Source organism: Paenibacillus sp. FSL H8-0457 (assembly GCF_038051935.1).
Taxonomy (GTDB): Bacteria; Bacillota; Bacilli; order Paenibacillales; family Paenibacillaceae; genus Paenibacillus_AQ; species Paenibacillus_AQ lautus_A.
The window spans coordinates 721,244-741,320 of record NZ_CP150293.1; the positions used below are offsets into that span (position 1 = coordinate 721,244).

General features: G+C 54.0%; 18 protein-coding genes. 9 read left to right on the forward strand and 9 right to left on the reverse strand.

Going from position 1 to position 20,077, the window contains the following annotated elements:
* Positions 1–46: 46 nt before the first annotated feature.
* Together pgmB and MHI43_RS03150 are read right to left on the reverse strand one after the other, a co-directional pair.
* Positions 47–697: a beta-phosphoglucomutase gene (gene pgmB, locus MHI43_RS03145; RefSeq protein ID WP_036664653.1), complete on the reverse strand. Its 651-nt coding sequence runs from the start codon at positions 695–697 to the stop codon at positions 47–49.
* 120 nt (positions 698–817) lie between these two features.
* The gene (locus MHI43_RS03150; protein ID WP_009593335.1) at positions 818–1,852 is read right to left on the reverse strand and encodes a LacI family DNA-binding transcriptional regulator; all 1,035 of its coding nucleotides are present in this window, start codon (positions 1,850–1,852) and stop codon (positions 818–820) included.
* 605 nt (positions 1,853–2,457) lie between these two features.
* Between MHI43_RS03150 and MHI43_RS03155 the strand changes: the two genes are divergently transcribed.
* The gene (locus MHI43_RS03155; RefSeq protein WP_036664651.1) at positions 2,458–4,155 is read left to right on the forward strand and encodes an alpha-amylase family glycosyl hydrolase; all 1,698 of its coding nucleotides are present in this window, start codon (positions 2,458–2,460) and stop codon (positions 4,153–4,155) included.
* A 111-nt stretch (positions 4,156–4,266) separates the two neighbouring features.
* On the opposite strand, the gene MHI43_RS03160 is transcribed toward MHI43_RS03155, so the two are convergent.
* Positions 4,267–6,531, reverse strand: a complete 2,265-nt coding sequence (locus MHI43_RS03160) for an excinuclease ABC subunit UvrA (protein ID WP_036664648.1) — start codon at positions 6,529–6,531, stop codon at positions 4,267–4,269.
* A 102-nt stretch (positions 6,532–6,633) separates the two neighbouring features.
* Between MHI43_RS03160 and MHI43_RS03165 the strand changes: the two genes are divergently transcribed.
* From MHI43_RS03165 to MHI43_RS03180, 4 genes are all read left to right on the forward strand, one after another.
* Complete coding sequence (locus MHI43_RS03165) at positions 6,634–7,407, forward strand: YafY family protein (RefSeq protein ID WP_341283223.1); 774 nt, start codon at positions 6,634–6,636, stop codon at positions 7,405–7,407.
* Entirely contained in the window at positions 7,397–7,579 is a 183-nt protein-coding gene (locus MHI43_RS03170) for a WYL domain-containing protein (protein WP_235201858.1), read from the forward strand. The genes MHI43_RS03165 and MHI43_RS03170 overlap by 11 nt, the downstream gene beginning before the upstream one ends.
* Before the next feature lie 253 nt (positions 7,580–7,832).
* Positions 7,833–8,507, forward strand: coding sequence for a response regulator transcription factor (locus MHI43_RS03175; protein ID WP_012818807.1), 675 nt, complete (start codon positions 7,833–7,835; stop codon positions 8,505–8,507).
* Positions 8,504–9,892: a HAMP domain-containing sensor histidine kinase gene (locus MHI43_RS03180; RefSeq protein ID WP_036664647.1), complete on the forward strand. Its 1,389-nt coding sequence runs from the start codon at positions 8,504–8,506 to the stop codon at positions 9,890–9,892. Before MHI43_RS03175 ends, MHI43_RS03180 begins: the two co-directional genes overlap by 4 nt.
* A 535-nt stretch (positions 9,893–10,427) precedes the next feature.
* Here the strand turns inward: MHI43_RS03180 and MHI43_RS03185 are convergent.
* Positions 10,428–10,607 (reverse strand): hypothetical protein, encoded by a 180-nt coding sequence (locus MHI43_RS03185; RefSeq protein WP_341283224.1) that lies wholly within the window; start codon positions 10,605–10,607, stop codon positions 10,428–10,430.
* 107 nt (positions 10,608–10,714) lie between these two features.
* On the opposite strand from MHI43_RS03185, the gene MHI43_RS03190 reads away from it, so the two are divergent.
* The 3 genes from MHI43_RS03190 to MHI43_RS03200 are packed head-to-tail and all read left to right on the forward strand — an operon-like array spanning position 10,715 to position 13,078.
* Complete coding sequence (locus tag MHI43_RS03190) at positions 10,715–11,629, forward strand: ABC transporter ATP-binding protein (protein ID WP_036664969.1); 915 nt, start codon at positions 10,715–10,717, stop codon at positions 11,627–11,629.
* Complete coding sequence (locus tag MHI43_RS03195; protein WP_036664646.1) at positions 11,626–12,342, forward strand: ABC transporter permease; 717 nt, start codon at positions 11,626–11,628, stop codon at positions 12,340–12,342. The genes MHI43_RS03190 and MHI43_RS03195 overlap by 4 nt, the downstream gene beginning before the upstream one ends.
* A 1-nt stretch (position 12,343) precedes the next feature.
* The gene (locus MHI43_RS03200) at positions 12,344–13,078 is read left to right on the forward strand and encodes an ABC transporter permease (RefSeq protein ID WP_036664644.1); all 735 of its coding nucleotides are present in this window, start codon (positions 12,344–12,346) and stop codon (positions 13,076–13,078) included.
* 119 nt (positions 13,079–13,197) lie between these two features.
* Here the strand turns inward: MHI43_RS03200 and MHI43_RS03205 are convergent, their stop codons facing one another.
* The 5 genes from MHI43_RS03205 to MHI43_RS03225 all read right to left on the reverse strand — a co-directional run bounded on the left by MHI43_RS03205 (position 13,198) and on the right by MHI43_RS03225 (position 17,874).
* Entirely contained in the window at positions 13,198–14,037 is an 840-nt protein-coding gene (locus tag MHI43_RS03205) for a hypothetical protein (protein ID WP_036664642.1), read from the reverse strand.
* 33 nt (positions 14,038–14,070) lie between these two features.
* The gene (locus tag MHI43_RS03210) at positions 14,071–15,153 is read right to left on the reverse strand and encodes a Gfo/Idh/MocA family oxidoreductase (protein ID WP_009591335.1); all 1,083 of its coding nucleotides are present in this window, start codon (positions 15,151–15,153) and stop codon (positions 14,071–14,073) included.
* A gap of 150 nt (positions 15,154–15,303) precedes the next feature.
* Positions 15,304–16,251 (reverse strand): AraC family transcriptional regulator, encoded by a 948-nt coding sequence (locus MHI43_RS03215; protein ID WP_036664640.1) that lies wholly within the window; start codon positions 16,249–16,251, stop codon positions 15,304–15,306.
* Positions 16,252–16,532: 281 nt separating this feature from the next.
* The gene (locus MHI43_RS03220; protein ID WP_009591341.1) at positions 16,533–17,117 is read right to left on the reverse strand and encodes a TetR/AcrR family transcriptional regulator; all 585 of its coding nucleotides are present in this window, start codon (positions 17,115–17,117) and stop codon (positions 16,533–16,535) included.
* 7 nt (positions 17,118–17,124) lie between these two features.
* The gene (locus MHI43_RS03225) at positions 17,125–17,874 is read right to left on the reverse strand and encodes an alpha/beta hydrolase (protein WP_036664638.1); all 750 of its coding nucleotides are present in this window, start codon (positions 17,872–17,874) and stop codon (positions 17,125–17,127) included.
* 221 nt (positions 17,875–18,095) lie between these two features.
* On the opposite strand from MHI43_RS03225, the gene MHI43_RS03230 reads away from it, so the two are divergent.
* Positions 18,096–20,075: a U32 family peptidase gene (locus MHI43_RS03230; RefSeq protein WP_036664637.1), complete on the forward strand. Its 1,980-nt coding sequence runs from the start codon at positions 18,096–18,098 to the stop codon at positions 20,073–20,075.
* Positions 20,076–20,077: the final 2 nt, after the last annotated feature.

A 20,077-nucleotide genomic window follows, 5' to 3' on the forward strand; every position in this document is an offset into this window, starting at 1 on the left:
TATGGGATGATGCTGCTGAATGCTGTAAACGCATGTGCTCACACGCTTATAACTCCAGCAGTCGGTCCACCGTTAACTCTTCCAGGGAAGGAAGGACGAGGTTGGCGCGCCCCAAGGTTTCGGGCGAGCCGATGCCGACGCTGCGCATTCCCGCGCGGATGGCGGCTTCGATTCCGGCCTCGGCATCCTCGAATACGACGCAAGCGTCAGGGTCGGCGCCAAGCTCGCGAGCTCCCAGCGTAAATACCTCGGGATCCGGCTTCGCTTGGCTGGTCTTCGTTCCATCGATGATGGCGTCGAAGTAAGGCGTCAGGCCGGTATTGTTCAGGATCAGCATCGCGTTCTTGCTGGCGGAGCCCAGCGCAACCTTGATGCCGCGGTCCTTCAAAGCTTGGATAAATTCAAGGGCTCCAGGCAAAATCTCGGATTCGTCCATGTTGGAAATATACTCGACATACCAAGTATTCTTCTTCTCGGCCAGCGCCAGCTTCGCGTCTTCATCCAGCGATACTCCGCCAACCTCAAGCAGAATATCGAGGGAAGCCATGCGGCTAACACCCTTCAGGCGTTCGTTGTCCTGCTCCGTGAATTCAAAGCCAAGCTCTCCGGCAAGACGCTTCCAGGCAATGTAGTGATACTTAGCGGTATCCACCAGCACGCCGTCCAGATCGAATAAACAAGCGGATAGGGTTGACATGATCATCCTCCTTAAGGAATTAGTGCAAACGTTTGAACCAAGCTGCAAAAATAAAGGAAGCACCAGGATGCTTCTTTATTTTGAAGTACTTCTTGCTATGCTCCGCATATTCGTCGGCACTCAAGATTTCGGCGGCGAAAACATCGAGGATTCGCGGATCATCAATCGATGCGGAATGATATAGCGGTGCGGCAGGATCGTGTTGTCATCGTTGCGAATGGTCTGGATCAATGCCTGCGAAGCGGTATAACCCAGGTTATAGATGCCGATGTCAACGCTGCTCAGCGGCGGTGTCGATAGTTCGGTCAATGAGATGTTGTTGAAACTGATGATCGATACGTCCTGGGGAACTTTATACCCCAGCTCGTGCAGTCCGCGAACCACGCCGAAAGAGACAATGTCGTCGACAATGACAAGGGCCGTCGGCCGCTCGGGCAGGTTCATGAAAAAGGACATGGCGCGATAGCCGCTCTCCTGCAGGAACTCGCCTTCCACAATCCATTCTTTTCTCATTTCAAGGCCTGCATCGGCAAGTGCCTTCCCGTAGCCCTTCATCCGGTCCTGGGATACGATCAGGTTTGGCGGCCCGCTGACAAAACCGATCCGCTGATGCCCAAGCGAGATCAAATGCTTGGTTGCATCATAGGCTGCCTGCACATTATCGGTATCGACCGATAACAGGTCAGGATATTTCTCGCTCCGGCCGACAAGCACGAAGGGGTAGTTGTTCGATTTCAGAAAATCAACGACCTGGTCGTCCTGCCTGGAGTAAAGCAAGATGGCGCCGTCGACGCGGCGGCCGTTAAGAAGGCGGGATACGGCTTCGACTTCCTCTTTCTCGTTGCCGCCCGAACTGAGAACGACATCGTATCCGGAACGGTTCGCTTGGGTGACGATACCGCGGATCAGCTCCATGAAGAATAAGTTGAGGAACAATTCCTCCGCGGGTTTCGGCAGAATGACGCATATGCTTTCTGTCGTTTTGGAAACAAGGCTCTTGGCCATAATATTGGGATGGTAGCCCATTTCCTCCATGATCTCTTTCACCTTGCGCGAGGTTTCGCGGCTGATTCTTGGATGGTTGGAAAGCACCCGAGAGACGGTGGAGGGGGATACGCCCGCTCGTTTTGCGACATCTTTTATCGTTACTGACATAATAGGACCTCCAGTGGAACCGTTTGCGTTTTTTTGAAAATAAGAAAGCGACTACTGGAGTCTCCCTTATTTCACAAGAGTAACTTTCCGCTGTTCGCCGACCGTTCCTCTTTATTAAATTGTGGGTCTGTCAGGCCCTGTGTATACGTGGATACCTATTGATCTAAAGGCATATTGATCCGGTATGTTAAACGGTTTCACACTGCTATATTAACGTTAATCGATAGGCTTGTAAATACGTATCCAAGTCAGTCCAACGCAATTATTTCACAAATGCATCAAAAAAGAAGCAAGGGTTAGAAAACGGAAGAAAGGCCGGTATTATGGCCAGAAAAAACCGGAAAACAACTTAAAATGGCATTGTGCAAACGATTTAACAAAACGAAAGTGTGGGTTATGATAGAGTGGGATCCAAAACAGGCCGTTATCAACCGATGAAGATGGAATTAAAGCCAGACCTTATTATGTAACCGTTTTATTGGAAAATTCTAGTGCTTTTTGATTCAAACGTTTGCGCTTTCTGATTATACATGAAAATACTTTAGATTACATAAGCGGAATGACTCGATGAATATCAGCTGCGTGAGCGAACAGGGGGTAACAGCGTGATACGAAATACATGGGGAAGACGCAGGGCTCTGCCGTTATGGCTTACGGCCTTTGCGCTTACGGGAAGCCTGCTTGCAGGCTGCAGCGGCACCGCGGTTGCGCCTCAAGAGGAGGCGAAGCCGCCGGCGGCTTCGGAATCGAAACAACCGGATACGAAAGCGCCTGCGCCAGAAGGAAAAACGGAGGTGGATGAGCAGCCTTCCGACGTCTATTATGAAATTTTCGTGCGTTCTTTCTATGATTCCGATGGGGATGGGATCGGTGACTTGCAAGGGGTCATCGAGAAGCTGGATTATTTGAATGACGGAAATCCGGAAACCTCGGAGGATCTTGGCGTGACGGGGATTTGGCTGATGCCGATCCATCCTTCGCCGAGCTATCACGGCTATGATGTGACCGACTACCGTTCCATTCACCCGGATTACGGGACGCTGGATGACTTTAAGACGCTGCTTGCCGAAGCGGATAAGCGCGGGATCAAGATCATTATGGATCTGGTGGTCAATCACACAAGCACGAAGCATGCTTGGTTTCAGCAGGCTGCGAAAGACAAGGCCTCGGGCACCCGCGATTGGTACATCTGGGCCGAGGATCAAGGGAAAACGCCTTCCGGATCCAGCGCGGCGGGAAGCGGCTCCCCTTGGCATGAGATGAACGGGGCGCATTACATGGGCACGTTCTGGGGCGGGATGCCGGATCTGAACTTCGATAATCCGAAGGTCCGCGAGGAGATGAAGGATATCGGGAAGTTCTGGCTGGAGCTGGGCGTCGACGGCTTCCGGATCGATGCAGCCAAGCATATTTACGAGGATCTGATGTCCGATAAGGGCGAGGCGACCACGGCCAAGAATACGGCTTGGTGGCAGGAATTCCGAGCCAGCATGAATGAAGTGAACCCGGAGGCTTATATCGTCGGGGAGATTTGGGATAATTCCGCTGCGGTCATCGCGCCGTATTTGGAGAATGCATTTGATTCCGGATTCAACTTCGGCTTGGGCGAGAGCATCGTCGGTGCCGCCATGAACGAGAAGGATAACAACCTGGCCTTCACCCTGGAGCGGACATATGGCTTGTTCAGCCAGGTATCGGAAGGCAAGTTTACGGATGCTGCCTTCCTGACGAATCATGACATGAACCGTGTCATGTCCCAGCTGAAGGATGACGTGAACCACGCCAAGATGGCTGCCGGCATCCTGCTGACGATGCCGGGACATCCGTTTATCTATTACGGCGAAGAGATCGGGATGAAGGGAGCGAAGCCGGACGAGCAAATCCGGGAGCCGATGATCTGGTCCAATACGGGCAGCGATAAGGGACAGACGAACTGGGAGCCGCTTACGCATAACCGCGGTGATCAGGTCCAAGGCGTAGAGCAGCAGACCGGAGACGAGAATTCCCTGCTGTTCCGCTATCGCACGCTGATCCGGTGGCGGAATGAGCTGCCTGCCCTGAACAGCGGCACGATTGAATCTTATGCGTCCGGGAACCAGGAAGTGATGGCCTATATCCGCCGGACAAACGAGAGCAGGGCCCTAGTGGTTCATAACCTGTCAGGCGCGGAGCAGACCGTGGACCTGGCATCAAAGAACGGATCTGCGGATTTCCGGTCATTGGCGAGAACCACCGACGACAGCGCGGCATTGAATGGCAGCAGCTTGACGCTGCCGCCATATACGACCGTTATTTTGGAATAGGCTGCGATTCTGCCTCATCCAGCAAAACCCAACAAGACCCCGAGCCCCTGGAAGGAGGCATGCTCGGGGTCTTGTTTGACATCCGTTATAGCCCTAAGGCTACTCTGAGGACTAAGCACGAAACTGCCGCAAATAATTGGCCGTCACGGAATGCGGGCTCTCCAGAAGCTCCGCCGGTTTGCCGGAGAACAGGATATTCCCGCCGTCTTGTCCCGAGCCGGGTCCCATGTCGATAATCCAATCCGCCTGGCTGATGATATCCAGGTTATGCTCGATCACAATGACCGTGCTGTCCTGTGCAACAAGCCGGTTGATGATGGACATCAGCCGCTCGCAATCGGACAGATGGAGCCCGGTCGAGGGCTCGTCGAGCACGTAAATCTCACCTGAATTATCGAGCTCCGCCGCCAGTTTCACCCGCTGCCGCTCTCCTCCCGACAGCGTGCTTAAGGGCTGACCGAGCGTCAAGTAACCCAGTCCGACCTGCTGAATGCGCAGAAGCGCAGCTAGGATACCGGGCTCCTTGAAAAAATCCAGCGCTTCATCGGCCGTCATGGCGAGTACGTCGCTGATGCTGCTGCCTCGAAGGCGATATTGCAGGACGTCATCATGAAAGCGGCGGCCCTGGCAAGCTTCGCAAACGCTAACCAGGCTGTCCATGAAGGCCAAATCCATCGTGATCGTGCCGGAGCCGTTACACTCCGGACAGGCTCCCTTGGCATTAAAGCTGAAAAGGGAAGGGCTAACCCGATTCTCCCCGGCAAATAACTTGCGGATATCGTCAAAAATGCCGGTAAACGTCGAGAGATTGGAACGGCTGGACGCCTGGATCATGTCCTGATTGATAATGACGGCCTCCGGATAAACGCCAGGCAGCACCTGGTTGATGAGCGTGCTTTTGCCTGACCCGGCGACGCCCGTTCCCGCCGTCAGCACCCCGGCGGGAATGCTCACGGACACCTGCTTCAGATTGTGAAGGGAGGCGTCCCTAATATGCAGCCATCCGGTCGGCTCACGGACCTCGGACTTTAACCGGGCGCGCTGACGGAGGCATTTTCCCGTCAGGGTATCGGCGTGCCGCAACCCCTCCCAATTCCCCTCATATACGATGGTGCCGCCGGCTAGGCCGGCTCGCGGTCCCATATCTATGATATGGTCTGCAATCCGGATGACGTCCGGGTCGTGCTCCACGATGATGACCGTATTTCCCTTGTCCCGAAGCTGCAGCAGCAGGCGGTTCATGTTATGCACATCGTGAGGATGGAGGCCGATGCTGGGCTCGTCAAAAATATACGTCAGGTCCGTCAAGCTGCTCCCCAGCTGGCGTACCATTTTGATGCGCTGGGATTCGCCGCCGGACAGGGTTGCGGTTTCCCGGTCCATCGTCAGGTAACCGATCCCGACCAGAAGCAGCTGATGCAGCCGGGTTATGCAGGTATCTACGATGGTTGCCGCCGCGGGATCCTTGATGCTTTCCAAAAAAACGATCAGCTCATTGACCTGCATCCGTGCGCAGTCGGCGATGGAGGTTCCGTTGATTTTGCAGGAGAGCGCCTCCTGATTCAGTCTTCCGCCATGGCATAACGGGCAGGCCGTTTCGGCCACCACCTGCTCGATGGCTTCCCTGTACGCCCTCGAGTCCCGCGAATCCTTGCTCAGGAAGGTCCGCTCGATTCGCGGGATAATGCCTTCGTAATACGAGGTAGGGGGCCATTCCTTGGTCGGGTTCGGCGGTTTAAAGCCGGTTTTGTACAGCAGCGTGTCCCATTCCTCCTCGCTGTAATCCTTCAGCTTCTTATCGTTGTCAAACAGGCCCGTGGCCACATAACGCTTCCAGCGCACTTCCCCCGGGTGGAATGTCGGAAACCGGATGGGCCCCTCATTCAGCGATTTCTCCTTGTCGATCAAGCTTTCGATCCGAAAGGCGTTCACTTTGCCCAGTCCTTCGCAATGAGGGCACATGCCTTGCGGGTTATTAAAGGAAAACACGTCCGAATATCCGATGAAGGGCCGGCCGATCCGGGAGAATAACAAGCGCAGCAGGGAATGGATATCGGTGATGGTCCCCACGGTTGAACGGGCGTTGCCGCCGATTCTTTTCTGATTGACCACGATCGCGACCGACAGGTTCTCAACCGAATCGACTTCAGGCTGTCCGCAATGAGGAAGCCGATGGCGGATAAAGCTCGAATAGGTTTCGTTCAGCTGGCGCTGGGATTCTGCCGCAATCGTATCGAAGACCATGGCGGATTTGCCGGAACCGGACACGCCGGTGAACACCGTGATTTGTTTTTTGGGAATGGCCAGGCTTACGTTGCGCAGGTTTTTGTTTCGTGCGCCGGTGACCTTGATGGACTGCTCTAAACTTTGGTTCATCAGGGGGCTCCTTTCTTGTGTTGTTTTTGACCTTGTCACGGCAATAGCATATCTTATAAACATGACAATTATTGTCTAGTTATAACGCATAAGGAGGACATGATGTCAAAAGCGAAGCAGCTCATGGATGTCATGATGTATGCCAATGCCAAGAGAATCTTTACCGCTCAGGAAGTGGCCGATGAGTTCGGCGTTTCCGTTCGCACGGCTCACCGGTATCTGACCGAAATCAGCGATATGGGCGTACCCTTATATACCGAGCAGGGACGGCACGGGGGATACCGTACCTTGAAGACACGCGTTCTCCCGCCGATCCTGTTCGATGAAGACGAGGTGTTTGCCATATTTTTTGCCTTTCAGGCCTTGAAGCGTTATACCTCGTTACCGTTCGAGCTCAATATCGACTCCGCTTCCCGTAAGCTGCTGGCCGGATTTCCGGAGGACACCAAGATGATGATCGACCGCCTGGAATCGGTGCTGACGTTCTGGAGCCCAAGCAGAACCGCAGGGTCCCCTTACCTAAAAGACGTCATTGAAGCAGCGCTTCACCAACGGGTTGTACGGATCAGATATCGATCCAAATCGGGGACCGGCGACCGGGAAGTGCTGCCTCTAGGCGTTTATGCCCAGAACGGTTTATGGTATATGCCCGCGGTGGAGAACGAGAAGGGAGAAGTGCGTGTGTTCCGCATGGACCGGATGGAAACCCTGACTCTGACCGATAGCGCCTATGAGCCTGCCATTAGCATGCAGGAATGGCTCGACGCGTATCCCGTGCGGGAGCCGGTTCGATTATATGCCGAGCTGACCAGGGAAGGGGCGAGGCAGTGCGAAAGCATTCCGTGGCTGGGAGAACGAGGTGGTCATGCAGGATGAGCACCGCGGCATCGTGGATACGATCGTCGATCGGAATGATCTTGAATATGTGGCCCAGGTTTTTCTGCGTCTGGGGCTGGAGGCGAAGGTGATCGAACCGCCGGAGATCGTTGACAATCTGAGGGAGAAGGCCAGGCAGCTGAGCTTGCATTACGGAGAGGCGGAGGGTTAGGCTGTCCGGGCGGCAGCTTGCCGGAGAACGGATGGCATGATGTGAAGGTGAGGTAAGCTTCGTGAAGGCCCAGTGAGGGAGCACGGCAGGTTAGCAAATCGGATGCATGAACATCGGGGATCCCATGTTACAATGACAAAAGATGAATTTACGGCATACATAAAAGCTTGCAAGGGCCTTTTTTTGACTTAAAGGCTATAGAATAACCCCTCATGGGGAGATACGAATGTTCGTACGGAAAGGAAGATTTACCATGAGCGCATGCATTCTATATATTGAGGATGACCGGGAGATCGGCGGATGGGTCAGCGAATTCCTCAGGGACAAGGGATACGAGGTGCGGTGGCTGCTGAGCGGAGAACAGGCCGTACAGGAAGCGGCTCCGTGCGCGGTCGTTGTTTTGGACGTCATGCTTCCGGGGCTGGACGGCTTTACGGTCGGGCAGCGTCTCAAAAAGGCCTATCCCGGACTGCCCATCCTGATGCTGTCGGCGCGAACCTCCATTGACGATAAGCTGCAGGGGCTTGAGTTCGCCGACGATTACCTGACAAAGCCTTTTCACCCGGACGAGCTGGCTGCCCGTCTCGAGGTGCTTCTGCGACGGTCTGTCGTGAAATCCGCGGAGCCCATCCGAGTGAAGCACTTATCGGTATATGAAGACGAGAATCGGATCGTGAACGAGGATACCGGCGAGGAGACGCTGCTGACCGGCAAACAGCATCAAATCTTTATGTATCTGCTCCAGCACCAGGGGCGTGTCATGACCAAGGAGCAAATATACGAGTCGGTCTGGGGAGAATCATATATCGAAGGGGACAAGACGCTGATGGTCCACATCCGGTATCTCCGGGAGAAGCTCGAGCGGGACCCCGCCAACCCGGAGATTATTGAGACCGTTCGCGGGCTTGGCTACCGGGTGAGGGCATGAGATGGAAAAGGAAGAAGGGAAGGTTCCGCAATTCGCTGACCAACCGGTATTTGCTGCTGATTTTGATGGCCATGATTTTCATGCCGATCATGTTTCCGTTAGCGTCGATTTTTTACTGGTTCGTGAACGATACCTTCTCGGATCGGCCGCCGGCCCCGGCCGGGAAATATACCAGCGGTGCCGCGTTAGAGAGAATGTGGCACGAGGAAGCAGCCGGATTAAGCGGAGCTTCGCCGGAGGCCATTGAGCAGAAGCTGAATTCGATACGGCAGGAGTATCCGGAGATCTCCATGTTCTGGGTGGATGGCGGCAATACGACCAGGCTGCAGCTGCCGGTGCAGCCTAACCTGCCCGAGGTATGGAGCGCGCCCTATACCGTGCAATTTATGAAAAACTCCCTGGATAGCGACCCGTTCACCTCCGTGGCTTTTATCGGGGGAGAGGGATCGGGAGAAGGCTTCATGGTCATGCAGCTGCCGAGAAAATACCTTAATGTCCAGCAGCCCATTGCGAGCGAAACGGCGCTGTACGGGCTGTTCACGGCGTCGATGTCCGGCCTGTTCATTCTGGTCTCCTGGCTGTTCTTCGTGCGTATACGCAAGCGGCTGTTGCGGCTTCGTTCGGCCATGACGTCGTCCCATGCGTCGACGGGCATACCGCAGCCGGTTACGTTAACCAAGTATGACGAGATTGGACAGCTGGAAGAGGGCTATAACGATATGGTCATCCAATTGGAAGAGGGGCAGCGCCGCCAGCGCGAGGAAGAAGAGCTGCGCAAATCCCTGATCGCCAATCTGTCCCATGATCTCAGAACTCCGCTGACGGTGATTCGAAGCCATATTTTCTCCATGGAAAGGGAACCGCTGAGCCCGAAGGGGAAAGAATCGATGTCACTCATTGAATCGAAAATCGCCGATTTGGGCGGCCTGATCGACAATCTGTTGTCCTACAACTTGCTGACCAGCGGCAGAGTGCAGCTGAACATGGAATCAGCAGACGTGCTGCGAATCGTCAAGGAAAGCGCCGCAGCCTGGTATCCGGTATGGGAGAAGGCGGGAATCGAGCCTGACATCCAGGTGCGAGACGAGCCGCTCCACTGGAACGTAGACGTGCTGTGGTTCCGGAGGCTCCTCGATAATCTGTTCCAAAATGTCGCTCGCCACGCCCGATCCGGGCAGTACATCGGCATTCATACCGAGGAGAGGGAAGGACTTGAGGGCGTCCTTGTCATTTCGGACCATGGGCCGGGGATCGCAAGCGATTCCGGCAACAAAGGCACGGGCATCGGCCTGGCCATCGTGGACCACCTGACCAGGGAGATGGGGCTGGAAAGCCATGTGGGAAGCTCGGAGGAGGGAACGAGGATCCGCATCTGGAAGCGTTGAGCAATCAAGCGCCGGGCTATCAGGCATTTTATCCGGATGGTGAGGGCTAGGTCGAATATATAAAAAGAGGAGCCGGCTCGATTATCGGTTCCTCTTTTTTTTAGCTGCCAATAACAGAAAAAGACGCCCTGTCAGGCGTCTTCGTACCATTGCTTTTCGCTCGAGTTTCACGAGCTCGTCAGTGAACTAGGTTCATAAGCAAGGCAGGCTACAGCTGTTAGACTAAGAGAGAGATTCATTCTGAAATCCAATTGAACAAGAACATTCATATTCATCGTTAACCACACTCCAATCATAATGCTTAGTCGATTCATGTGAGAGAAGAGTGATCGGCATGCCATCATCAGCGTCAGGTAGCCCCCCTGTACGGACGCAATAAGCGTTTCGGCAAAGATATTATATCATATTCGGACACTTGCTAAAACGGTGGATAGGCTGCAATCGATGCGATTTCTATAGCTTTACCAGCCGACAGAAGCAAATGCAAACGCAGGCTTTTTCATGCGTATTAGCTTATGGGAGGAAACCTCTTGAACTAATGAAAATGCACCAGCGGAGGGAACGGAATCGTTGCTGGAGAAGCGAAGCGTTCGCCTTTAAATCCGGGAAACCACCCCTGGGCAAATTCCAGTTTCCTGGATTTAACAGCGATCGGAAGAACGATCCGGCACCGGAGCGGCCTTAGCTGTACCAAGTGACTCTTAGCTCTTTTCACGAAATAACCGTTTGGATAGGCTGCCAGCTTTTTTAAAGAAAATTTAAACTTGGGGCCGACCGGCATTTAACCTTGGACATGTAGGATGTATACCTGAGGTGATGAACGTGACGGAACTCGTCATTCAAACAAAAGGCTTATATAAAATATACAAAAAGCGCGCAGCGGTCGTGGATTTGAATCTGGAGATCGCCCGCGGCGACATTTACGGCTTCCTCGGCCCGAACGGTGCCGGGAAAACGACGACCATTCGCATGCTGCTCGGACTCATTCAACCGACGCGTGGCGCGATTCATTTGTTCGGCAAGGATTTAAAGAGCGAAAAAATGGACATTTTGCGCCGGACCGGATCGCTTGTGGAATACCCATCCTATTACGGCCACTTGACGGCCGTAGAGAATCTGGAAGCGATCCGCCGGATTACCGGCGGCCCGAAATCCCGCATCGCGGAAGTGCTGGAGATCGTCTCCTTGACGAAGGAGGCCAAGCGCCCGGTCAAGGGATACTCGCTAGGGATGAAGCAGCGTCTTGGCATCGCGGCCGCCCTGCTGAACAATCCGGAGCTGCTCATTCTGGATGAGCCGACCAACGGCCTGGATCCGTCCGGGATACATGAAATCCGGGAGCTGATCAAGAATATGCCGCGCCAATACGGCATTACCGTGTTGGTATCCAGTCACCTGCTGGGCGAGGTCGAGCAGATGGCGGACAAAGTCGGCATTATTCGCGAAGGAAGGATGGTGTTCCAGGATACGATCGACAATCTGGTATCCACGGCGTCCAGCGGTTTCCGCTTATCGGTATCCGAGCCAGAGGCAGCGCTTGGACTAGCCCTGGACTTAGGCTGCGAAGGCGTCCTGCGGAACCAGATGCTGGAGCTGGAGAGCATGCAGGATGCCAAAATCGCGCAACTCGTGAAGCGCCTGGTGGAGAACCAGCATGCGGTATACCGGGTGGAAGAGCAGCGGAGGTCGCTGGAGGATATCTTCATGCAGATCGTAGGGGAGGGAAGCCGGGTATGATGTTCCGTGCGCTTTCCGCCGATTGGCTGAAGATCCGGGGCAAAGGCATTTGGTTTCTCGCTGCGCTCGGCCCCGTCGGGCTGGCAGCGATGCAAGGGCTGAACTTCGGACTTCGATACGATTACCTGATGAAATCCTACGCGTCGGATCCTTGGGGCGGGCTGCTGGAGAACGTGCTCTTCTTTGTGCCGATTGCCCTGTTCCTCGGGATCACGCTGGTCTGCTCGCTGATGGCCAACGTGGAGCATCAGCTGAGCTCGTGGAAGCAGCTGCTGGCACTGCCTATATCCAGAACGGCGGTATTCAGTGCCAAGTTCGTGCAGGCCTTCCTGATTCTCTGCGTATCCTGTTTCCTTCTGTCGATCAGCACCGCCGTCCTCGGCATCATACTGGGGATGAGGGCAGATCAAATGCCGTATGTCGATCTGCTGCGCATTGGTTTTGTGCAGTTATTCGCGGCGCTTCCCATGCTGGCCTTTCAGCTGTGGATGTCTTTGACGCTTAAGAACCAGGGGATCGCGGTCGGAATCGGCATTACCGCCTCGGTCGTGTCGATGTTCGCCCTGCAGTTTCCTGATTGGATGCCGCTAAAATGGCCGCTGCTGGCTTACATGGGGCCGGGGGAAGCCCGCGTCATCGGAGCGGGTTTGCTGCTGGGCGCGGTGATCGCATGCGCTGGCCTGATTCATTTTAACCGAAAGGATGTGGACTAAGATGGCATCCTATCAAAGAGCGGTATCCGCAGAGTGGCTTAAGCTGTCGAAATCGAAGCTGTGGCCGCAAATCTTCCTGTGCGCGATCCTCGTCATGCTGCTCGGCATATTAAACGGAAAGCCTGAGGAGCTGGCTCCATGGGAATATCTGATCAGCATTATGATCGTTCTGCATGCCATGCTGCTGCTCCCGATTCTGACGGGGATATTCAGTGCCATGGTATGCCGGTATGAGCATTCGGGCGGGGGATGGAAGCAGCTGCTCGTCCTGCCGGTTTCACGCGGCGCCGTCTATTTTGCGAAGTTCTCGGTGGTAGCCATGCTGCTGGCCGTCGTCCAGTTACTGTTCATGGGCGCCGTACTGGGAGCCGGTTTGATCCACAAGGTGGATGCTCCGATTCCGTGGGAAATGCTGCTGCGCTGCCTGCTTGGCGGTTGGGTCGCCTGCTTGCCGCTTGCCGCGCTGCAGCTTGGAGTCTCAACGGCCTGGAGCAGCTTTGCCGCTCCGCTGGCATTGAACGTCGTTTTCACCATACCGAACATGCTGGTAGCCAACTCGCAGACGTATGCCCCTTACTATCCGTGGACGCAGCCGTTTCTTGCGATGATGCCGGCGGGTCAAGCCGATTTCGGCGCATTCAACCTGCCGTTCGAAAGCCTCATGACCGTCGTGGTGGGAGGGTTTCTACTATTCTTTCTCGCCGGATTCGTCTATTTTCAGCGGAAAGAAGTGTAACTCTTCAGAACGGGATCTCCGGCTGGCGTGTTACGTGAAAAAGAGCTGCCCCGGGCCCTTACGGCCTGTTGGAGCAGCTCTTTTTATATATTCCTATGTGTAACGAACCCTTGGTTTTGCTATTGAGGCAAATCCACCCACACATAAGGGGTGTCAGCCGCCTTCAATCCATACTCGATAATCGTGATGACGGCGACCGTTTCTGCCGGGTTGACGGCAGGCTCGCCCGTTTCGAAGAAATTCACCAGATTCTCGATGAACAAGGCGAAGAAATTCGAATTCGCGGTGACCTGCTTGAAGCCCCCGTCGCCATTTTTTATCCCCAAAGTAAAAGGACAATTATCCCCGAGATGATTCACGGTGGCTTGCCGTCCGTTCCCGAAATCGATCAGCAGGGCAGGGGAGTCAGGCGTTCCGATGTACATCACCCGCTTCGGGCTGGTCCCCATCAGGCTGACGATCGGCTCGATTTGATGGATCGAATAATTGGCGAAGGCACCCGGTCCCCAGCTGCTGATCGTTTGAATATCGCTTCGGTCCAGCTCACGGTATTCGCTGGCAAAACGCAGGGCGGACGTCGAATACATCGGCGTTCCGTGCTTTGCCGCCAGGTCGAACAGGCGGATGGCCGTTTCGCGGTCAGGCGCGAACGTTTTATCGATATAGGTCGGCTTGCCGGATTGCAGCGGCAGCTCGGACAGCTCCTCATGGAATTCCGGATTGTCCGGGGACAGCACGATCAGGTAATCGCTGCGCTCCACCACCTCTTCGATCGTGGGCAGCAGCTCAATTCCAAACTCCTTGCTCCAGGCGGCGTTCGTGAGCCCGTTCTCTTTGTCTCTCTTGCCGTAGGCGTACATGACCTTCATGGCATGTTCCGATGCCTGCTCAATCCACCCGGGATATTTGTTCGCGTGGAACTGGTCCAAATGCAGGTCGATGAATCCGATTTTTTTCATGATAAAGGGCCTCCCTGGCGTTCGAACTATAGGTTATAGGCTGTTCTGGGCAACGGGCTGCAGCGAAACCTCCGCGCCTTGGTCGGACGAGTCGTAAATCGCCTGGATGATCTGGGAGGAGAGGATGACCGTATCGATATGCGAAGGCTGTTTCTCCCCGGTTTGAATGCAGCGGATGAACCCGTCGATCTCATTCTGGAACATGCTGCCGAGATTGAATTTCGGCGTGGTTTCGATCAATGCGCCGTCCTCCGTGGTGTAGAAGGTGAAGTCCGCGCCGTATTTCAGCCGGATGCCGCCTTTGTCGCCGAGGAAGTCGATGAACATTTCTTCGGCGCCGATATTTTGCGCCCATGCGCCGTTCAGGGAAATGGTCGGGCCTTCCGTGCGGACGAGGGCCGTGACAAAATCGTCGACGTCATACGTGCCGTCATATTTCGGCGGACCTGCCCACATTTTGAGGAAGGTGTAATTCTCCATGTCTTTGCCCAGCTTGCAATAAGCCTGACCGGAGACGGTCTTCGGCTTCGGATCGCCCGTACAGTACATCACGACATCGAGGAAGTGAACGCCCCAATCGATCAGCGCGCCGCCGCCGGCAATGGCTTTGGTCGTGAAGGCGCCGCCGAGACCCGGGATCGAGCGGTGGGAACGGAAGCTGGCATAAACGTGATACAGCTCGCCAAGATCGCCGTTTTGAATCATTTTTCTGATTCTGTTTACGCTTTCATTGTAACGGTTGACCACCCCGATATTGAGCGTTTTGCCCGTTTCGTGCTGAACCTTCTGCATTTCCAGCGCTTCCGCGTAGGTGCGGGCTGCCGGTTTTTCGCATAATACATGCTTACCTGCCCGCAAGCAATCGATGGCGATGGAAGCATGAACGTCATTCGGCGTACAGATCGATACCGCGTCGACCTCAGGGTCGTTCAGGATTTGGTTGTAATCTTCGATGGCTTGGCCGCATTCGTATTTGGCGACGGCGGCATCGGCCCGGTCCTTCAAGATATCGCAGAAATATTTGATCTCGGCATCTTCGTTGGCCATGTAGGCGGGGATATGGGCACTGTTCGCAATCGTGCCGCAGCCAATCACGGCAATTGTAATTTTGTTCATCGGTTCTCCTCCAAAATCGTGGATTGATGATGCAGTGATGACATGAGCCTGTCGCTTGATTCTTCGTTATTGCTTGCCCCGAGTATAGCATGTGAGCGATCGCTTCGATTTCACTATCGTGTTTATTTATTGGATTATCGTACCGAGGCGCTAGTCCACGGTTTTAAAAGCGTTCTTCTTATAGTAAGCGGGGGTCGTGCCCGTGTATTTCTTGAAAATGCGGCAGAAGTATGGAAGCTCGTTAAACCCTACCTTGAAGCACACGTCGGTTACCGTCAGCTCGGGCTCCGTCAGCAGCCGCATCGCCATTCGTATCCGGTAGTTGGCCAAGTACTGGCTGAAGGTCCAGCCTGTCACTTCCTTGAAACGTCGGCAAAAGCTCGTCCGGGACATCATCGTCCGCGCGCAGAGATCCTCCAGCCACAGGGGCTGATCGAAGTGGTCGTGGATATATTGAACGGATTCCAATATGGGCTCTCGATACGGGGCGCTGCCCGCGGTTACCGATATATGCTTGCTTTGCTCGGCATGCTCGCGGTTCACGATCGCCAGCAGCTTCAGCAGATTGGCCTTCAGCAGAATATCGAAGAAGGGGCCCCGGCCTCCGAACTCGTTCAGCATTTCGGTCAGGAGTTCCTTAACGACTAGGTCACTGCCGCCGGTCAAGGTGATTTTGAGCGGGACGCGGTCTTCGGTCGTGACAAAAGGCTTGATGAAGGAAATGTCGAACAGCTGCGGCTCGTCCGGCATCCCCTCCAATCGTTCGTTAATGAAGGCCGGCATGAATTCGCACCCGAGCACCTCCAGTTCTTTCCCGGGGACCATCTCCACGCGATGGACGCTGTAAGGAGGGAGCACGAATATATTGCCCTGGACCATCCGGTATTTTTGGCCATAGAGCGTATGGATGAATTCGCCTTTGCTGACATACCAGATTTGAAGATAGTCATGCATATGATCGGATAAACTCCCGAACTTCTCGGTAATGCGGTACATTTTGCAGGGCAGGCCATTCGCCATCTCCAGCTCCGACGTAAAGTAGGCGATTCCTCTTCGGGTGCATTCGGCGATATCCGGTTCCAGCCAGTGAATAGCCATCGTTTCTTTCCTCCTCGTACGTTTCGATCCTGTTATTCATAGCATAACTGATTAAGGACATGAAGGAAGAGAAAAAGTTGAAAAAAGTGAGCTGTTTATGCGCATTCCGTCCATGATGATGTGATGAGGAGTCCCAGGGTAAGAGTACGGCAAGAGGAACGTTAGACAGTACGAAGAAAGTGGAGGCATTATTTATAAATATCCAACAGTATGCATGGACAGCGTGCAGCGTAAAGAGCCGAGGTATCCTGAAACACAGGATTAACCTCGGCTTTTTTGCGTTACGGGCAAAACTCCTTCAGCATCTGCTCCTTCACTTCTTCAATGGGGAAGTGCAGGGGATAGGTGGATATCATCAGCATGATGCCCTGAAGGGTAGAAGAAAAGTACAAGGAGCGCTTGCGCGGCTCGGGTACTCCGAGACTTTCGAATATGCGGCATTGAATCTCAAATTGCCGTGCAGCCTCTTCCACAAGACGCTTGCTGTAGGGAAACAGCTCTTGATCCGCTTCAGGTTGTGTTTGAAGATGCAAGTAAAAACGGAATACTTCCGGCTGCTGATAGACGTTGTCGATGGCTTGCTCCAAAATATATTTCAGCTGATCCGCAGGTGCTTGGAGTGAAGCGGAATTCTCCATGACTTCGGCAACGCTTGCGATTCGCTCCTCGACCATAGCGGCAAGCAGTCCTTCCTTGCCTGAAAAATAATTATAGAGCAGCCCTTTGGATGTGCCGGCTTTCTTGGCTACATCGCTAATGGAAGTGGCATGGTACCCCTGATGGATAAACAAATCCATGGCGGTTTCCAAAATCTTCTCTTTCGCCATCTGGCGTATGCGTTCGTTCTCGCTAGGTGAGCGTGGCATGAAATCTTCATTCCTTTACGAATGGGGTGATATGAAGGGATAACTCCTCCGGATGCGTTAGCGTGACCATGTGATCCGCTCCCGCGATGGTGGCAAATCGAATGCCCGGAACCCTTCGAAATTGTTCTCCTACCTGCTGGTTATCGGTCAGTTCATGATCTCCTATGATGAACAGCGTTCTGGCCGAGATATCCTGTAATCGGTCCATCGCCGGCGGCTCCGGCCAAACCGAGTCAAAGGTGGACCAGGTAAACGTCCGCTCGAAATGGTGGCGAAGCATTTGGACCATCAGCTCCCGCTCGGCGCGGTTCCTTGTAATTTCATAAGAAGGCGGCTCAATGCACAGCTCGATCATTTTCTCGATATCAGGGGCAGCGGCGCTTACCCCGAGCATGTAAGTTTGCATTTCCTCAGAATAAGGAAAACCGGACAGGGCGGGTGCAATGACAATCAGTTCCGATACTCTATCAGGATAATGGATCGCGAACTCCGTGGCAATCCGGCCGCCCATAGAATGACCGACAATCGCAGCTTGCGAAATATCCAGATGATCAAGAAGAGATAACAAATCTTCAACATAATTCGGCGGCTGAGCGGGAGAGGGAGAGCGCCCGGCTCCGCGACCGTCAAAGGCTATGACGCAAAAATGCTCCGCTAAAAGAGGGACAAGATAACTCCAGTCCCGCAGATCGGCTCCACCGCTGTGAACAAGGACGATAGGCTTACCGTTTCCATGAACTTCATAGTGCAGATCCAATAGAATACCTCCATTCGATTATCAATGATGTGCAGCGCTTGATGAACATTATTTTATTATTGAATGAACGTTTGGTCAATATAAAATCGACTCGTATCTTGATTTTCTTTTCAAAGCTGGGATCCTACTGTGAATATCGCTGTGAATTAATTCACTAATCTTATTTGTGAATTATGTTACAATCGAAAAAAATATATTTTTGGGAGTAGGGGGAACGGACTGTGGCTCGTTATTTTAACGGTAAAGAAGTGGAACTGTTGGCTCCAGCCGGAACATTCGAGATATTCAAGACCGTCATTGACGCAAACTGCGATGCCGTATATTTCGGGGGGCCATCGCTGAACATGCGCATGATGCGCAAGGGATACAACTTAAGTTATGAGGAGGTCGGCGAGGCCGTCCAATTGGCGCATGACCGCGGGAAACGTGCCTACATTACAGTGAACAACCTGATGAATGAAGAGGACTTGGAGGAAGCGAAGCGCTACTTCGCCTTTCTGAACGAGATCGGCCCGGATGCCATTATCGCGCAGGACCTGGCCGTGTTTCCCCTGATCCAAGAGATGAATTACACGAATATTCCGGTTCACTCCTCGGTCATGATGAACGTGCACAACCTGGAAATGATCGAAGCGCTCAAAGCATTGGGCGTTTCCCGCATCGTGGCTTCCCGCGAAATGGACCTGAAAACGGCAGAGGTGCTGCAGGCCAGGAGCGGGATGGAGTTCGAATATTTTGTGCACGGCGACATGTGCACGGTTCACGGGGCCAACTGCCTGTACAGCTCGATGCTGTTCGGCAACAGCTCCAACCGCGGGCGCTGCATGAAGCCTTGCCGCTGGGATTACCGGGTGAAGAAGGACGGCTATCTCTATCCGACCGAGTATCCGCTCGCGGCGAAGGATATGTACATGTACGAGAGCATTCCTGAGCTGATCAAGTCCGGCATCACCAGCTTCAAAATTGAAGGACGCATGAGAGACACCGAGTTTTTGCTGATGGTCGTGAATTCGTACGGAGACGCCATCGATCGTTATATTGCGGATCCGCTGGGCTACAATCGCGAGGCGGGGGCGGACACGCTGCATAAACATCGCAAGCGCGATTTCACGACGGCTTATGCCTTCGGCAAGCCGGGACTGGGCTTCATTAATCGCCGCTATGAGGGAACAGGCAAGTTTTACAGTACGGGGAAGGTGTTCAGTACGCCTACCGCCGAACGCGAGACGAAGGAGGAACGGGTGCTCCAGGTGAAGGAATCGCTTCGCCATGCGAAGCGGGAACGGCCGGACACGTCGATTCCGCAAATTACGGTGCATGTCAACACGGTAGAGCAGGCCCGTGCGGCATTAGAAGAAGGAGCAGGCGTCATTTACCTGACGGGGGACGTATTCCAGCCGGATCGTCCGTTTGGCCGCGAAGACATCGAAGCCTTGACGGCGGATAAAGGGGACGCGGAGATTGTCCTTGGCATGCCCCGCATGATGAATGAGCTTCAGATGGAGCAGTACCATCAGTTTCTCAGCGCAGGCAAGGAGTTTAACCATTATGGTCTTGACGGCCTGCTTGCAACCAACATCGGCGCGATGCACAAGTTTCAATCCATCGGGCTGCCGCTGATCGCCGATTTCAGCCTGAACATCTACAACCATATGGCGGCTTCGTTTTATCAGGACCATTTTGGCATATCCCGAATCAATCCGTCCCTTGAGCTTCAGCTCCATGATTTGACGAAATTGCTGCGTCATCCGGGGATTCCCCTTGAGATCATCGTTCACGGCTCGCCAATCGTCATGTATCTGGAGCATGATTTATACGCCAATGCCGCAGAGTTCGAGCCCATAGCGGAAGAGGACAACCGTTTCGTGGATAACCGCCATCTCGTGCTGCTTACGGATAAAGGGGAGAACCCCGTTTACCGGGACGCCGCAGGGCGCAACCACTTGGCGCTGGCGAAGGAGCTGTGCTACATGCCGATCCTGAAGGAGCTGTATGAAGCCGGCGTCGATCATTTCCGCATCGAAGGAAAAACGTATACGACCGAGCAGCTTCGCAGCCTGGTGCGGTTATATCGTCAAGCTGCGTCGAACCTGGATGCGTGCGGCAGGCTGTATCAAAGCATGGCACCGGTATACGCCGGGTTCACGCTCGGTTCGCTCCAGTTCGGCCATTCCCTGGAACTTGAGCTGACGGAAGCATGAGA

Excerpts from the sequence above, each read along its gene's own strand:
- MHI43_RS03195 (WP_036664646.1), top strand. The coding sequence starts at position 11,626 with ATGATGTTCCGTGCGCTTTCCGCCGATTGGCTGAAGATCCGGGGCAAA.
- MHI43_RS03175 (WP_012818807.1), top strand. The coding sequence starts at position 7,833 with ATGAGCGCATGCATTCTATATATTGAGGATGACCGGGAGATCGGCGGA.
- MHI43_RS03150 (WP_009593335.1), bottom strand. The coding sequence starts at position 1,852 with ATGTCAGTAACGATAAAAGATGTCGCAAAACGAGCGGGCGTATCCCCC.
- MHI43_RS03160 (WP_036664648.1), bottom strand. The coding sequence starts at position 6,531 with ATGAACCAAAGTTTAGAGCAGTCCATCAAGGTCACCGGCGCACGAAAC.
- MHI43_RS03210 (WP_009591335.1), bottom strand. The coding sequence starts at position 15,153 with ATGAACAAAATTACAATTGCCGTGATTGGCTGCGGCACGATTGCGAAC.
- MHI43_RS03165 (WP_341283223.1), top strand. The coding sequence starts at position 6,634 with ATGTCAAAAGCGAAGCAGCTCATGGATGTCATGATGTATGCCAATGCC.
- MHI43_RS03200 (WP_036664644.1), top strand. The coding sequence starts at position 12,344 with ATGGCATCCTATCAAAGAGCGGTATCCGCAGAGTGGCTTAAGCTGTCG.
- MHI43_RS03215 (WP_036664640.1), bottom strand. The coding sequence starts at position 16,251 with ATGGCTATTCACTGGCTGGAACCGGATATCGCCGAATGCACCCGAAGA.
- MHI43_RS03170 (WP_235201858.1), top strand. The coding sequence starts at position 7,397 with ATGCAGGATGAGCACCGCGGCATCGTGGATACGATCGTCGATCGGAAT.
- pgmB (WP_036664653.1), bottom strand. The coding sequence starts at position 697 with ATGTCAACCCTATCCGCTTGTTTATTCGATCTGGACGGCGTGCTGGTG.
- MHI43_RS03220 (WP_009591341.1), bottom strand. The coding sequence starts at position 17,117 with ATGCCACGCTCACCTAGCGAGAACGAACGCATACGCCAGATGGCGAAA.
- MHI43_RS03205 (WP_036664642.1), bottom strand. The coding sequence starts at position 14,037 with ATGAAAAAAATCGGATTCATCGACCTGCATTTGGACCAGTTCCACGCG.
- MHI43_RS03180 (WP_036664647.1), top strand. The coding sequence starts at position 8,504 with ATGAGATGGAAAAGGAAGAAGGGAAGGTTCCGCAATTCGCTGACCAAC.